The 15,460-nt window shown below is 55.3% G+C and carries 14 protein-coding genes; 8 read left to right on the forward strand and 6 right to left on the reverse strand.

From position 1 onward, the window contains the following. The first annotated feature begins 19 nt into the window (after window positions 1-19). Entirely contained in the window at window positions 20-985 is a 966-nt protein-coding gene (locus EGT74_RS06060; protein WP_123845625.1) for a YheT family hydrolase, read from the forward strand. Here EGT74_RS06060 and EGT74_RS06065 read toward each other — a convergent pair. The 3 genes from EGT74_RS06065 to EGT74_RS06075 form a co-directional block, all read right to left on the reverse strand. Beyond that, window positions 976-1,608, reverse strand: a complete 633-nt coding sequence (locus EGT74_RS06065; protein ID WP_123845626.1) for a ClpP family protease — start codon at window positions 1,606-1,608, stop codon at window positions 976-978. The two genes, EGT74_RS06060 and EGT74_RS06065, sit on opposite strands and share 10 nt — an antisense overlap. A gap of 63 nt (window positions 1,609-1,671) precedes the next feature. After that, window positions 1,672-1,929 (reverse strand): hypothetical protein, encoded by a 258-nt coding sequence (locus EGT74_RS06070; RefSeq protein WP_123845627.1) that lies wholly within the window; start codon window positions 1,927-1,929, stop codon window positions 1,672-1,674. After that, on the reverse strand, window positions 1,910-2,410 hold the full coding sequence (locus tag EGT74_RS06075) for an RNA polymerase sigma factor (protein WP_123845628.1): 501 nt from the start codon (window positions 2,408-2,410) through the stop codon (window positions 1,910-1,912). Before EGT74_RS06075 ends, EGT74_RS06070 begins: the two co-directional genes overlap by 20 nt. Window positions 2,411-2,505: 95 nt before the next feature. Between EGT74_RS06075 and EGT74_RS06080 the strand changes: the two genes are divergently transcribed. The 7 genes from EGT74_RS06080 to EGT74_RS06110 all read left to right on the forward strand — a co-directional run bounded on the left by EGT74_RS06080 (window position 2,506) and on the right by EGT74_RS06110 (window position 11,602). Beyond that, a complete protein-coding gene (locus EGT74_RS06080; protein ID WP_123845629.1) occupies window positions 2,506-3,408 on the forward strand; it encodes a helix-turn-helix domain-containing protein in 903 nt (300 codons plus the stop codon). An 81-nt stretch (window positions 3,409-3,489) separates the two neighbouring features. Beyond that, window positions 3,490-4,332 carry an SDR family oxidoreductase gene (locus EGT74_RS06085; RefSeq protein WP_123845630.1) on the forward strand — a complete coding sequence of 281 codons (843 nt, stop codon included), beginning with the start codon at window positions 3,490-3,492 and terminating at the stop codon, window positions 4,330-4,332. A 216-nt stretch (window positions 4,333-4,548) separates the two neighbouring features. Continuing rightward, complete coding sequence (locus EGT74_RS06090; protein WP_123845631.1) at window positions 4,549-5,823, forward strand: DEAD/DEAH box helicase; 1,275 nt, start codon at window positions 4,549-4,551, stop codon at window positions 5,821-5,823. A 61-nt stretch (window positions 5,824-5,884) separates the two neighbouring features. After that, window positions 5,885-7,264 (forward strand): 3' terminal RNA ribose 2'-O-methyltransferase Hen1, encoded by a 1,380-nt coding sequence (locus tag EGT74_RS06095; RefSeq protein ID WP_123845632.1) that lies wholly within the window; start codon window positions 5,885-5,887, stop codon window positions 7,262-7,264. 3 nt (window positions 7,265-7,267) lie between these two features. Continuing rightward, entirely contained in the window at window positions 7,268-8,023 is a 756-nt protein-coding gene (locus EGT74_RS06100; protein WP_123845633.1) for a nucleotidyltransferase domain-containing protein, read from the forward strand. Beyond that, the gene (locus tag EGT74_RS06105) at window positions 8,020-9,069 is read left to right on the forward strand and encodes a DNA polymerase beta superfamily protein (protein ID WP_123845634.1); all 1,050 of its coding nucleotides are present in this window, start codon (window positions 8,020-8,022) and stop codon (window positions 9,067-9,069) included. Before EGT74_RS06100 ends, EGT74_RS06105 begins: the two co-directional genes overlap by 4 nt. Further along, window positions 9,056-11,602 (forward strand): polynucleotide kinase-phosphatase, encoded by a 2,547-nt coding sequence (locus tag EGT74_RS06110; protein WP_123845635.1) that lies wholly within the window; start codon window positions 9,056-9,058, stop codon window positions 11,600-11,602. The genes EGT74_RS06105 and EGT74_RS06110 overlap by 14 nt, the downstream gene beginning before the upstream one ends. Here the strand turns inward: EGT74_RS06110 and EGT74_RS06115 are convergent. Genes EGT74_RS06115 through EGT74_RS06125 form a run of 3 tightly spaced genes read right to left on the reverse strand, consistent with a single transcriptional unit; the run spans window position 11,597 to window position 15,459 of the window. After that, window positions 11,597-13,018, reverse strand: a complete 1,422-nt coding sequence (locus EGT74_RS06115) for a c-type cytochrome domain-containing protein (RefSeq protein WP_123845636.1) — start codon at window positions 13,016-13,018, stop codon at window positions 11,597-11,599. The genes EGT74_RS06110 and EGT74_RS06115 overlap by 6 nt on opposite strands. Then, complete coding sequence (locus tag EGT74_RS06120; RefSeq protein ID WP_246008130.1) at window positions 13,015-13,926, reverse strand: sugar phosphate isomerase/epimerase family protein; 912 nt, start codon at window positions 13,924-13,926, stop codon at window positions 13,015-13,017. The genes EGT74_RS06115 and EGT74_RS06120 overlap by 4 nt, the downstream gene beginning before the upstream one ends. A 45-nt stretch (window positions 13,927-13,971) precedes the next feature. Continuing rightward, complete coding sequence (locus EGT74_RS06125) at window positions 13,972-15,459, reverse strand: DUF1501 domain-containing protein (RefSeq protein WP_123845638.1); 1,488 nt, start codon at window positions 15,457-15,459, stop codon at window positions 13,972-13,974. Window position 15,460: the final 1 nt, after the last annotated feature.

The raw sequence follows: 15,460 nt of genomic DNA on the forward strand, positions 1-15,460 counted from the left end.
TGCTTACCTTTGCGTAAAAATGCCGGTTCTCCATCATACCGATTACAAAGCTCCCTTCCTGCTGCGGAACCGCCATCTGCTCACGATCTTCCCTTCCCTGTTCAGGAAAGTGAAAGCAGCGCAGTACACCCGCCGGCGCATCCGCACCGCGGACAATGACTTCATCGATCTCGACATCAGCAGCGTGAACAGCAAACGGCTCGTGATCATCCTGCACGGACTGGAAGGCAATTCCCGCCGGCAATATGTCACCGGCATGGTGAATATTTTCAATGAAGGCCGGTACGACACCGCCGCCATGAACTTCCGCGGCTGCAGCGGCGAAAGCAACGAGGCGCTGCGTTTTTATCACAGCGGCGAAACTGGCGACCTGCAAACCGTGATCGATCACATCATCGCTTCCGGCCAGTACCAGCAGATCCATCTCGTCGGGTTTTCACTGGGCGGCAACGTCACCCTCAAATACATTGGCGAACAGGGCGCAGGTATTCCGTCCATCGTACGTTCCGCCGTAGCCATCTCCGTCCCCTGCGATCTGAAAGACAGCTCCCTCGAACTGGAGAAAAGCCACAACGCCATTTACATGAAACGGTTCATCCGCTCGCTGGGCGCCAAACTCGAAGCTAAAGCACAACGTTACCCTGAAAAAATCTCGCTGGACCGGTTCGGTGAAATCCGCAGCTTCCAGCAGTTCGACGACCGCTATACCGCTCCCATTCACGGTTTCAAAGATGCGGAAGAATACTGGGCGAAAAACAGCTCACGGCAATTCCTGCCAGACATCCGCATTCCCACGCTCCTCATCAACGCACTCGATGATCCGTTCCTGGGCAGGGGCAGCTTTCCGTACGAGGAGGCGGAACAGAATCCCTTCTTCCATCTCGAAACACCCGCCACCGGCGGCCATGTGGGTTTTGTGACCTTCTCAGGCAAACACTACTGGTCGGAAAGAAGGGCCTTCCAGTTCATCCACGATCATCCCTGAACCGGTATTCCGTCGCCCACCACGGGCGGTTGCAGAATGGCCACTAGGTCGTTCACATCGCCCAACACCTCATCCACAAAACCGTATTCCTTTGCTTCGAGGGCATTCATGAATTTATCGCGGCGGAACATTTCCTCGATTTCTTCCCTTTTATGATTGGAATTGCGCTCCAGCAGCCGGAAAATCTGGTTTTGCAGCCTTTCCTGCTCCTGGTAGGCGATCCGTACGTCTTCCGTATATCCGCGCGCACCGCCTCCGGTGGGGTGCATATGTACGGTGGCGTGTGACAGGGCGTAGCGTTGGCCGCGTGTGCCGCAAGTCAGCAATACGGTGCTCATGCTGCCCGTAAAACCGACAGACACGGTGGAGATCGGCGATTTGCAGATGCGCATCGTGTCGTAAATCGCCAGGCCGGCGTACACGCTGCCGCCCGGGCTGTTGATGTAAAGGCGGATCGGGTAATGATTTTCGCTGTCGAGGTACAGCAACTGCGCTACGATGAGGTTGGCTACGTTTTCATCGATGGCAGTACCGAGGAAAATGATGCGCTCTTTGAGCAAAAGACTGTATATGTCGAAAGCTCCCCGCGAGGAACTGTCGATCACGGTGGGAATGATAGACATACAATACGTGTTTGAGCGGATGCCGGGCGGCATCCACGATAAGTACATAACACCGGCAATGGGTTACCGGAAGATTTCTTCGATGGTTTGCCGGAATGTCGGCTCGGTCAGCAATACTTCATGCAGGTCGCGCAATTTTTCCCGCCTTGCATCACGTGCAAACCAGCGCACCATCCGGTGCGCCTGCCGCTGGTGCGTTACCTGGCGCCGGAGATCTGGCCGCAGGGCGCATTCCGCTTCGAACTGCCGCTTTTCCGCTTCCGGCATGGCATGCAGCAGATAGCGGTCTATTTCAGCGATATCATGCAACGGTTTCCTCATATACTTCGGTTTTTTGCACCTGGTCCCGCACCTTTTCGAGGCATTTGTGCTTCTGTACGGTAGCGGAATGAGGGCTGCTGTAACGGAACTGCTCCGCAATCTCGGTCATGTTCAGCCGGTCGTAGTAAAACGCCTGCAGCAGCTGCATACATTTGGCGCCTGCGGATTTGAGGCGCTCCAGCAGCGGCTGGTGTTGTGGCGGCGTGTAAAAATCGGCGGGAATGGAGAGGTTATGTTCCGCCATGCTCAGCGGAACATACCGGTTATGGTGCTGTTTCAACCACAATATCTTGGTAATGCCCAGCAGGTATGCCCTGGGCGACACTTCCACCTGGAGGGTGCCGTTCCGGCTCTTTTCCAGGTAAATGATCATGGCATCGTGAAAAAAATCGCGGGCCGTTTCCGGGTCGCCTCCCAGCTGGCGGACAATACGCGCCGCATGCGGAAAGGCGTCCCTGTATAAAGCTGTTATCCAATCCATATTGAAGGGTTTTATTATATAGTACCGGAAACATTACAAATATCACCTCCTTTTCAAAAAAAATGTCAAAAAACATTTCTTCGTAGATTTGGTATATGGAAAAGACCCAGACCCTGGAAGAATTTTACCGTGCCAAACAGCTCCAGGTACCGGATGGACTGGAGAAGGAGATCGGTCATTTTAACGTATTCAAGGCGGACGAATTTGTAGGCCTGGCCCCGAAGCCACTTCCCTACAGCCGCAGGGATTTTTACAAAGTAGCCCTCATCAGCGGCAAAAACCGCTATTCTTATGCAGATAAGGTGATTGAAGTGGAAGAGCACGCCATCCTGTTCGCCAATCCGCAAGTGCCGTATCAGTGCGAGCATCTTTCGGACGACCAGGGCGGCTATTTCTGCATCTTTACGGATGCATTTTTCCGTCAGTTCACTTCCATCCGGCTCCTCGATTACCCGGTATTCAAACCCGGCGGCCAACCCGTGGTGCACCTCCCCAAAGAGCAGGTGCAGGCGGTGCGCGACCTCTTCGAGAAAATGCTGGCGGAAAAACAATCGGATTACACGTATAAATACGACCTGCTGCGCAACTACGCACTGGAGCTGATCCATACCGGCCTCAAGCTGCAGCCCATTGCCGGCACCTCTTCCCACACCAACGCCGCCGGCCGTATCTCTACGATGTTTTCCGATCTGCTGGAACGCCAGTTTCCCATCGAATCCACCGTGCAGCAGGTAAACTTCCGCACCGCCATCGACTTTGCCAACCAGCTATCGGTACACGTTAACCATTTGAACAAGGCCCTGAAAGACACCACCGGCAAATCCACCTCCGAGCTCATTGCCGACCGGATTGTGCAGGAAGCCAAAATGCTGTTGCGGCATACCGACTGGAATGTATCTGAAATCGGCTACTGTCTTGGTTTCCAGGAGCCCGCTCACTTCAATAACTTTTTCAAGAAAAAAACGCAGGTTACACCCCGTTCGTTCCGGGCAGTTTGATTTTTGCAATTTTTCGTTTGAATTCATTAACAGCCGTGGCGTGCTGCTGCAATAGCTTTGTGTTATCAAAAACACACAAGTATGGCACAACAACAAAAAGTATGGTATGTCACAGGCGCCTCACAGGGATTCGGCCTGATACTCGTCAAAAAACTGCTGCAACAGGGATATAAAGTAGCCGCCACTTCGCGCAAGGCGTCTTCGCTCACCGAAGCTATCGGCAAACATGAAAACTTCCTCCCTTTGCAAACGGATGTGGCCGACGAACAGAGCGTGCAGCAATCCATCCGCGAAACCGTGAAAACCTTCGGCACCATCGACGCGGTGGTGAACAATGCGGGATACGGATTGCTCGGAACGCTCGAAGAACTGTCTGACGAAGAAGTCCGCGGCAATTTCAACGTCAACGTATTCGGCCCGCTGAACGTTATCCGCCACGCGATGCCTGTGCTCCGTTCACAGCGCAGTGGCATCATCTTCAACATTTCCTCGATTGCCGGCTTTACCGGTTCATTCCCCGGTTTCGGCAGCTATTGCGCCACCAAGTTCGCGCTGGAAGGCTTGTCAGAATCCCTCGCAGCCGAAGCGGCGCCTTTCGGGATCAAGGTGGTGATCGTAAGCCCCGGCTATTTCCGCACGAATTTCCTCGCATCCGGTTCCCTGGCCGTACCCTCCAATCCGATCGCCGAGTACACCAGCACCCGCGAATCGCAGCAGTTGCATACGCAGCAGATCAACGGTGCGCAGCCCGGCGACCCGGAAAAAGCGATCGATGTGATACTGGCCGCCGCCAACGCGGAGCATCCGCCGCTGCACCTGTTCCTCGGCCCGGACGCGTACGACCTCGCCCGGCAAAAGATCGTAGCCGTGGAAAACGACCTCAACGGCTGGCAGCAGCTGGGTGCAGCCACCAATTTCAACTGATTTCTCCAGCTATCGGAGGAAACTGAAAACCCGCAATCCATGCGGGTTTTCTTATTTGCGGGAAATTCCGTACCTTTGCATAGATTTTTTATATCCCCTCTCCGCAAATCTGCAGTTAGGTTCATTAAAATGATGTGTGGATATACAATCTAGCCATCCTTCTCTTTTCATCAAGCTCAGGATTGTTAGCATCATTTTAGCATAAAACAAAACATATTGTCATTCGAGAAATTAAGTCTCATTGCGCCGATATTGCGTGCGCTTGAAACCCAGGGCTATCATACGCCTACACCTATCCAGCAGCAGGCCATCCCGGTAGTGCTGCAAAAGAAAGACCTGCTGGCCTGTGCGCAGACCGGCACCGGTAAAACCGCCGCGTTTTCCATTCCCATCCTGCAGTTATTGTACCAGGAGAAACAGACAGCGCAGGCGCCGGACAGGCATATTAAAACACTGATCCTGACGCCGACCCGCGAGCTGGCCATCCAGATCGCCGAAAACGTCCGTGATTATGGCGCCCATACCGGCCTTAAACACCTCGTGATCTTCGGCGGCGTATCCGCCCAAACGCAGATCCAGGCGCTGAGGAACAGTCCCGACATCCTGATCGCCACACCCGGCCGCCTGCTTGACCTATGGCAGCAGGGGCATATCAACCTCCGCAACATCCGCCAGTTTGTGCTGGATGAAGCAGACCGTATGCTCGACATGGGTTTTATTCATGATGTGAAAAGGGTGATCACCAAACTCCCGGAAAAACGGCAGACGTTGTTTTTCTCCGCCACTATGCCCGCTGAGATCGCCGGCCTGGCTAACTCCATTCTCACCAACCCGGTGAAAGTGGCCGTTACGCCGGTTTCTTCCACCGCGGAGAAAGTGGAGCAGCGCCTGTATCACGTGGATAAAAGCGCCAAACGTTCCCTCCTGGTGCACGTATTGAAGGATGCGTCCATCACCAGCGCGCTGGTATTTACCAGAACCAAACACGGGGCAGACCGTGTGGCGAAAGAGCTGAACAAATCCCAGATCTCCGCCAGCGCCATCCATGGTGATAAATCGCAGAACGCCCGCCAGCGTGCGCTCACTGATTTCAAATCCGGCCGCATCCGCGTGCTGGTAGCCACCGACATCGCCGCGCGCGGTATTGACGTGGATAACCTGGAATATGTGATCAACTACGAAATACCCAATGTGCCCGAAACGTACGTGCACCGCATCGGCAGGACCGGCCGCGCCGGCGCCAGCGGCATTGCGCTGTCGTTCTGTGAAGAAGAAGAAGTTCCGTACGTAAAGGATATCACCAAACTGATCGCGCAGGAAATTCCGGTGGTGAAGGACCATCCGTTCCCGGCGAGCCAGGCGGCAATAGCCATCAAACCCGCTCCGGCGGTGCAGATGCGGCAATCATCTTCACAACAGATTTCCGCTAAAAAAAGGAACAACAAACCGAAATGGCACAGCCGGCCGGGGAACAGGCAGCAACAAAATTAACGACCAAAGGGGCTGCAGTTGTCAGCCCCTTTTTTTATATTTATCGCCTATACTTACATCCATGCTTTTAACGATCAGCACAACCCGTTACCCTGCAGATGATCTGAGCTTCCTGCTGCATAAACACCCCGCCCGGGTACAGGAGGCCGACATCCCCGGCGGCATCGCACATATTTTTTATACCGAAGTATCGCCCCAGAAATGTACCGCGGCTTTACTGCTTGATATCGATCCCGTGTCGCTCGTACGCCGGCCCGCCGGTAACGATTTCGCACTGGAACAATACGTCAACGACCGGCCTTACGTAGCCAGTTCATTTATGTCAGGAGCGATTGCCAAGGCCTTCTCATCCGCCATGAACGGGCGGTGTAAAGACAAGCCCGAACTGGCCGGTGAAGCCTGGCCTTTCGAAGTGACGCTCGATGTATTGCCCGTGCGTGGCGGAGAAACCGTGCTCCGGCAGCTTTTCGAGCCGCTGGGATATACGGTGGAAGCCTCCGGCATCCCCGTCGACCCCGCGTTCCCCGAATGGGGCCAGAGCCGCTATTTTTCCGTGAAACTGCGCCACACCATCGCGCTCAGTACATTGCTGAGCCAGCTGTATGTACTGATACCGGTGTGCGATAACGATAAACATTATTTCGTAGGCAGCGAAGAGGTATCGAAACTGCTTGCCAAGGGACAGGACTGGCTGGGCGCCCACCCCATGCGTGAGCTCATCATCATGCGTTACCTGAAACACCAGCGGAAACTTGCCTCCGGTGTCATGGCGGTGCTGATGGAGCAGGAAGGAGAAGAAACGGAAGAGGAAGTCGCGCAGATACCGCCGGAGAAAATCAAAATCCACGACATTCGGTTGATGGCGGTAAGGGATGCGTTGCTAGCGTGCGGCGCCTCGTCCGTGGCCGATCTGGGTTGTGGCGAAGGCAAACTGCTCCGGCTGCTCCTGGAAGAAAAACAGTTCTCGCGCGTATTAGGCATGGACGTGAGTTACCGCAGCCTTGAAATCGCAAAGGATAAACTAAAAACGGACCGTATGCCGCCCCGCCAACAGGAGCGCATTCAACTGATACAAGGCTCGCTGGCTTACCGCGATGCGCGGATAGCTGGTTTTGACGCCGCCGCCCTTACGGAAGTGATCGAGCACCTCGATGAACCGCGCCTGACGGCACTGGAACGCGTGCTCTTCGAATTTGCCAGTCCCGGTACCGTGATCATCACCACGCCCAATGCCGAATACAATGTAAAACTCGGCCCGCAGGGCAATGGCCGGATGCGGCATAACGACCATCGTTTTGAATGGACGCGCGCTGAATTTGAAAACTGGGGGAGCCGTGTGGCCAGTCTTTATGGCTATAGCGCCGTTTACCGGCCCATCGGCGACGAGGACCCCGAGGTGGGCGCAATCAGCCAAATGGCCATCTTTACAAAATCCAGCTGACCTATGGAAAACATCATCAGGGAGAAACTCTCCGGGATAGAAAAAGAAATGAACGTCCGCATCCTGTACGCCTGCGAATCGGGCAGCCGTGCCTGGGGCTTCGCATCGTCCGACAGCGACTTTGACGTACGCTTCATCTATGCCGCGCACCGCGACGATTATCTCAGCATCCGCGAGCAACGGGACGTGATAGAAGTGCCGGTAAACGAAGTGCTCGACATCAGCGGCTGGGACCTCCGCAAAACATTGCGCCTGTTCCTGAAAAGTAATGCACCGCTGTACGAATGGCTGCAATCGCCTGTTTGTTACCGGCAGCATGATGACTTCGCCGCCAAGATACTGCAACTGATGCCGGATTATTTTTCCAATCGCGCAGGCTGTCACCATTATCTGTCAATGGCTGCCAATACATTCGAAAATGATCTGCACGGCGGTGAAGTGCGCCTGAAAAAATACTTTTACGCCCTCCGGCCCGCCCTCGCGGCGTTGTGGATTGTCAATAATGAAACGCTTCCCCCGATGGAGTTCCGCCTGCTGAGAACACAGGTAGACGATGAGCCATGGCAGGATGCAGTGGATGCGTTGCTGGCGCTTAAGATTCAGTCCAACGAAAAAACAATGGTACCGTCGCATCCCCTGCTGCACCAGTGGTTGCAATCGACACTGGATTATTGCAGGGCAAAGGCCATGCACCTCCAGCCGCACAGGGAACAATACGAACCGCTGGATAATATGTTCAGAAAATTCATCGCACCATGACGTACGAACAACTCATGCAGGCACCGCAGCACCTGCTGCTGAAATGCATCAGCGGCAGCAATGCGTACAATCTCAACATTCCCGGGTCCGACATCGACTACAAGGGCGTGTTTGTGCTGCCACGGCAGGAATTGTACGGCATGCATTACACACCCCAGGTGTCGAATGAAAGCAACGACGAGGTGTACTATGAAGTAGGACGGTTTGTTGAACTGCTCTGCAAAAACAATCCCAATATCCTGGAACTGCTTAGTACGGATACAGATGCAGTATTGTTCCGGCATCCGTTGATGGACCTGATCCGACCGGAAGATTTTTTATCGAAGCTTTGCCTCGATAGTTTTGCCGGTTACGCCAAAACACAAATCAAAAAGGCGCGGGGGCTGAACAAAAAAATCAACCGGCCCATCGGGAAAGCACGCAAATCTGTGCTTGATTTTTGTTTTGTGCAGGAAGGAACAGGCACTCTTCCCCTGCAGGAGTGGTTGGACAAAAAAGGCCTGCGGCAGGAAAAATGCGGCCTTACACAACTGTCCCACTTCCGCGACGGCTATCTCGTTTATGCCGCCGGCAACGGTATCGTCAGCAGCGATGCAGCCAACGACGTATCCCTCAGTCCGATTTCCAAAGGCGAGCCGCCACTGGCTGTCATGCATTTCAATAAAGACGGGTATTCCGTGTACTGCCGCGAGTATCGCGAATACTGGCAGTGGATGGACGAGCGGAACGACCTCCGCTATGAGCAGGCGCTGGCGCACGGTAAACAGTACGACGCTAAAAACATGATGCATACCTTCCGGTTGTTGAATATGGCACTGGAGATCGCCACCCGCGGGGAGGTGATCGTGCGGCGGCCCGACCGCGACTTTTTGCTACGGGTTCGCAGTGGAGAATTTGAATATGAAGCGCTGATGGCCATGGTAGAAGAAAAAACCGAACAGATCGACCGTGCGTTTGCCGCATCGCCGCTGCAGGCGGCACCCGATGAGCAACACGCCGAAAAAATCCTGAGACAAATACGTACAACATTTTATGAGAACAGATAACCACACTTTACATATACCCGACATGAGCCTGGTACTGCTGATAGGCGCCTCCAGCTCCGGGAAATCCTCATTCGCCAAAAAACATTTCCTGCCGTCGGAAGTCGTATCCTCAGACGCCTGCCGCGCTATGGTCAGCAACGATGAAAACTCGCTGGCTGCATCTACCGACGCTTTTGAGCTGGCGCGGTTTATCGTGGGCAAGCGCCTTAAAAACGGTCTCACAACGGTGATCGATGCCACGAATGTGCAGGAAGAAGCCCGGAAAGAATGGGTGCAGCTGGCCCGGCAATACCATGTATTACCCGTTGCTATCGCATTTAACCTGTCCGAAAAAATCTGTACGGAACGCCACGCCGCCCGTACAGACCGGAGTTTTGCCGGCCATGTGATCCCCCGGCAGATCGTGCAGCTGAAAAGAAGCCTCCGCCGTTTGAAGCTGGAAGGCTTCCGGCAGGTGCATGAATTCAAAAGGCCCGAAGACGTGGAACAGGTGACAGCCATCGTACGCGACCCGCTTTACAACAACCGCAAACACGAAACCGGCCCCTTCGACATCATCGGCGATATTCACGGCTGTTATACCGAACTGGTGCTCCTCCTGCAAAAGCTCGGCTATGCACCAAACGCCGAAGGGCGCTGGCAGCACCCGGAAGGCCGGAAACCCGTGTTTCTCGGCGACCTTGTGGACCGCGGGCCAGACAGCCCGGCAGTTCTGCGCCTCGTCATGGATCTCGTGCAGTCAGGTCTTGCATTATGTGTGCCCGGTAACCACGACGTCAAATTGCTTCGCTGGCTGAACGGCAAGCAGGTGCAGATCAACCACGGGCTTCAGCAAACAGTGGCGCAGCTTGCAGAACAGCCTGCCGCTTTCCACGAAGAAGTAAAAAGGTTTATTGACGGACTGATCAGTCACTATGTGCTCGACGACGGCAACCTGGTGGTAGCGCACGCCGGCCTGAAAGAAGAGATGCATGGCCGCGGCTCCGGCAAGGTGCGCGAGTTTTGTTACTATGGAGAAACAACCGGCGAAATAGATGAGTTCGGCTTACCCGTCCGGTACAACTGGGCATCCGAATACAAGGGCAAAGCCATGGTCGTATACGGGCACACGCCTGTGCCTGCGCCCCAATGGCTAAACCGCACGATCGATATCGATACCGGCTGTGTATTCGGCGGCAGCCTTACCGCGCTCCGCTATCCCGAAAAGGAACTGGTGCAAGTGCCCGCGCTGCAGGTCTACTGCGAACCGGTGCGGCCGCTGCTGCCTCCTGAGCCGCAGCTGAACCTTCAGCAACAGCATGATGATGTACTGGACATCGCAGACTATTCCGGCAAACTGCATATCGAAACCCGGTTCGGGCATAACGTCACCATCCGCGAAGAAAACGCCATTGCCGCCATTGAACTGATGAGCCGGTTCGCCATTAATCCCAAGTGGCTGATCTATCTGCCGCCCACCATGAGCCCCGCAGAAACCAGCAAACTGCCGGATTACCTCGAGTATCCATCCGAGGCGTTTGACTATTTCCGCGGTGTAGGCGTAACAAAAGTGGTGTGTGAAGAAAAACACATGGGCTCCCGCGCTGTGGTGATTGTGGCGAAAGGTGAAAAAACCGTTGAATCAACCTTCGGTATCCGCAACGAAGGAATCGGCGTGATATATACCCGCACCGGCAGAAGTTACTTTACTGATAAACCCACGGAGCAGGCATTGCTCCAGCGGTTGAATGAGGCGCTGCATACATCCGGCTTTTATGAGAAATTCGATACGGACTGGGCATGCTTTGACTGTGAACTGATGCCCTGGAATGCAAAAGCGCGAACGCTGCTCGAAACGCAATACGGCGCCACCGGAGCCGCCGCTTCCCATGCACTGGCGGCTGCCACTGCCGCACTGCAACAAAACAGCGAAACTGCCCGGCTGCTAGAAAAATATACGCTACGGCAGCAGCAGGCACATCAATTCATCGATGCTTACCGGCAATACTGCTGGCCGGTTAATGCGCTGGAAGATTACAAACTGGCCCCGTTCCACATACTGGCCACGGCCGGTAAAAACTGGCTGTCGCAGCACCATGAATGGCATATGGAGCACATCGCGGCAGTGGCTGCCGCCGACCCCGGCATATTACTGGCCACTACTGCTAAAACCGTGCATCTGAACGACCCTGCCGATGTTCAGGAGGCTATTGACTGGTGGACTGCATTGACGGAAAAAGGGGGCGAAGGCATGGTGGTAAAACCCTTTGATTTTATTCATCAGCATAACCGGGGCATTGCCCAGCCGGCCATAAAAATCAGGGGAAGGGAATACCTGCGCATCATTTACGGTCCCGAATATACCACACCCGAACACCTGCAGCGCCTGAAGGCACGCGGGTTGTCGCTCAAACGTTCGCTCGCCCTGCGTGAGTTTGCGCTGGGTGCGGAAGGGCTGGAAAGGTTTACCGCCAACGAGCCGCTGCGGCGCGTTCACGAATGTGTGTTTGGCGTGCTCGCTTTGGAAAGCGAACCGGTAGATCCTCGTTTATGATTTGATTTTCCTGTACACCATCGTATCCGTGGCCAGCACCGGCAAGTGATACCCGCCGGTATCGATACGCGCGTGCGGCATGCTCTTTTGCAATGCCAGCGCTTCCGCCGGCGTTACCGCGCTTTTGTACAAATACAGCTCCCGCAGCGTTTTGTTTTTCTGAAGGGCCTGTACGCCTTTGGCGGTTACCTTGGTGCCCACGAGGTTCAGGTACATCAGTGTTTTGCTGCCTGCCAGCGTTTGCATTCCGCCGTCGCTCACCCGGGTGTTTTCCAGCTGGAGGCGTGTCAGGCGGGGCAATTGGGCGATCGCTTTCAGGGCGGTATCGCTGATTTGTGTATTGGATAATTTCAACCAGGCGATCTGCGATTTCAGGGGCAGCAGTAACTCCGCTTCCTTGTCACCGAATTGCGTGGCATTGATGGCGTTGATCATCACATAACCGCTCTGCGCCGCTACGGGCATCACTTTCACGCCAATCGCTTCCAGCGCCTGCACGGCCTGGGCCGACGGGGGACTGGTTTCTTCTTCCGGTATGAATGGGTTGCTTTCGCCGCCGTGCGAGGGTTGTAGCGATTCCAGCACCAGCTGTATGCGCGGGGATTTGTGCAGTTCCTTTACCGTGGCGGTGGCGGAAGCGCCTTCCGCTATCCACCAGTAAATGATTTCGAGCTGCTGCGGGTTCAGTTGCGGTTTACCTTTGGGCGGCATGCGCTTGTCATCGTCTTCCGACAGCACGAGGCGTTTGTACAGTTCGCTCATTTCGGGCAGACTGTCTTTCACCACCGGCCCGTTTTCACCGCCGGCCTCGATGTGTTTCATCCCGTCCAGCCGCAGGCCGCCTTTTAGTTTTTGTTCGTTATGACAGCCATAACATTTCTGTTCGAGGATAGGCTGCACCAGGTGCTCATACACTTTCATGTCTTCCGGCTTACCTGCGAAGGCCGTTGCAGCAACTTTCTTTTTGCCGATGGGCATGGCGGCGGTGAGATAGTCGTCGCCGTGCGTCAGCGAGCCGCCGTAGTGGCCGGCGGCGGAGAGCAGCACGATCATCAGTGCCGATACCGGCAGCCATGCTTTCTTCAGTAGCGAGTATTTTCTTAATACGCACAGCAGTACCGATATAACGGCTACGCCTATGCCCATCCACATGTGGAGGTCGAGCGCCTTTTCATCGTACCCGCCGGAAGCGGAGAGCAGCCATCCAGCCACGCAGGCGGCGATGGCGGAGAGGGCGCCGAATATCAATACAGGCAGCACCGCCGCACCGAGCACGGCCAGCCGCCTGTTTTTGCTGAGTATTTCCAGTATAAACGCCACCATCAGCATACCGATGGGCAGATGCACCAGCAGGGGGTGAAAACGTCCGATAAACAGTCCCCAGCCTGCCTGCGAAACTTCCAGTGAACAAATCATTTGCCGTACCGCGCTTTTAAGAGTTTCATCATATGTACATTAATATCCCATTGGTTGGCCACCGGCTGGCGGGTATAGGGCAATGCGGGCATATAGTCCACCGGCCCGAATTCCGTGAGCACGGTCATCACCTCCCCTTTGGCCTTCTTCTGCCGGGCGATCTCGTCCCACCAGGCAAAGTGCGCCTTCACAGTGGATTCCCATTCCGGCGCGCGCGGGTCGTTTACCTGCGGGCCTTCAGGATGGCCGATGCGGGCGTGGATGTGACCTGCGCGGGCAAGCGCCATGGCAACCGTTTCCTGCTGATCCTGCAACAGCGATTCATGCACGTTGCACCAGTGCGAAATATCCAGCGTGAGCCGCAGCGCGGGCTGTGTTTCGATGAAGCGGCGGGTGACGTGCGCTGCGAACATCATGCGCGACCGGTGCGTTTCATGACACACCATCACTCCGCTTTGTTGCGAAATGCGTGTGGTCATCTCGATCAGCTTTGTATTCTGCTCAAACGTAAAATAATCTTTGCCGGAGTGACAGTTAATATAGAGCGGGCGCTGCCGTTGCTGTGTGGCGGCGGCTTTCACAGCCGCTTCAAATTGTTCCGCGTGTTTGGCGAAATCGCTGCTGCCGCTGCCGCAAAGGAAGCCCACTTCCATCTTGTGTTTCGCCAGCGCGTTGAACAATGCATCCTGGCCGGCGGCATCACCGGGCCACCAAACTTCCATGCCGTCGTAGCCGGCATCTTTGGCGCGTTTGAGGAATTCGTCGTGTGTGCCGGAGAAACCCCAGTTGGTGGCCAGCACCACCAGCCGGAAACCGTCTGCCGCAGCCGGCGCAGGCGCGGACGCCGGTGCAGTATCGGGACTGTAGCTGAAAGCAGGCAGGGAAGGCAGAAATGCGGTAGCGCTCATTGTAGCGGATTGTTTGAGAAAATTTCTCCTGTTCAGTTGCATAGATTAGCTGATAATGTCTTTTATGACATGCCCGCCCACGTCTGTGAGCCTGAATGGCCTGCCCTGGAAATGATAGGTGAGTTTTTCGTGATCGAAACCGAGTTGCTGCAGGATGGTGGCATGTATGTCGTGCACCGCTACCTGGCCTTTGACAGCGCTGAAGCCGATCTCATCGGTTTCGCCATAGGTAAAGCCTTTGCGGATACCGCCGCCGGCCATCCACATCGTGAATGCTTCGGCATGGTGATCGCGGCCCATGAACGGCATTTCTTTGCCTTCGCGGTTTTCCTGCATGGGTGTACGGCCGAATTCGCCGCCCCATACCACCAGCGTTTCATCGAGCAGGCCGCGTTGCTGCAGGTCGAGCAGCAGGGCCGTGATGGGTTTGTCGATTTCGCGGCATTTGTTGCGCATGCCGATGTCGACCGCCGTATTTTCGTCGGTGCCGTGTGCATCCCATCCCCAGTCGAACAACTGCACGAAGCGCACGCCTTTTTCCACGAGCTTGCGGGCGAGCAGGCAGTTGTTGGCGAAGGATTCCTTGCCGGGCTGCGTGCCGTACAGTTCGTGGATATACGTAGGTTCGTCGCTGATATCCATCACACCCGGAACCGAAATCTGCATTTTATACGCCAGTTCGTATTGCGATATACGGGAAAGGGTTTCCGCATCGGAAAACGCCTCATATTCCAGCTTATTCACTTCATTGATGGCCTGGATGGATTGGTAGCGAAGGTCGCGGTCCATTCCCTCCGGATCGGTGATATAGAGCACCGGATCGCCTTTTGAGCGGCATTGCACGCCCTGGTAAACGGAAGGCAGGAAACCGCTGCCCCACACGCTTTTACCGGCATCGGGCGTTTTACCGCCCGAGGTCAGCACCACAAACCCGGGCAGGTTGCTGTTCTCGGAACCGAGGCCGTACGTTACCCAGGCCCCGATGCTCGGCCGCCCCAGGCGGGCGCTGCCGGTATGCATAAAGAGCTGCGCGGGACCGTGGTTGAACTGATCGGTTTGCACCGCTTTCAGGAAACTCACGTCGTCTACCATCCCGGAAAAGTGCGGCATATAATCAGATACCCAGGCACCCGATTCGCCGTACTGTTTAAAATTCGCCTGCGGCCCGAGCATCTTGGGCACGCCGCGGATGAAAGCGAACTTCTTCCCTTCCAATATCGATTGCGGGCAAAGCTGGTTGTGCAGCTTCTGCAGCTCCGGTTTATAGTCGAACATTTCGAGCTGCGACGGCGCGCCGGCCATATGCAGGTAAATCACGCTGCGGGCGCGGGCGGCAAAATGAGGAGCGCGCGGTTCGAGCGGATTGAGGCTTTGCGCCATGCCGCCGCTTTTGGAAGAAAACAGGTTACAGCTTCCCAGCAGGGAAGTGAGCGCCGTAGCGCCAAGGCCCGTTACACAGTTCTGCAGAAAATGCCGGCGGGAAAAATACCGGGCGGCCTGTTCGTTTGCTTCTTTTATCAGTTTCTCTGCCATG

It is taken from the genome of Chitinophaga lutea, assembly GCF_003813775.1.
Classification (GTDB): Bacteria; Bacteroidota; Bacteroidia; order Chitinophagales; family Chitinophagaceae; genus Chitinophaga; species Chitinophaga lutea.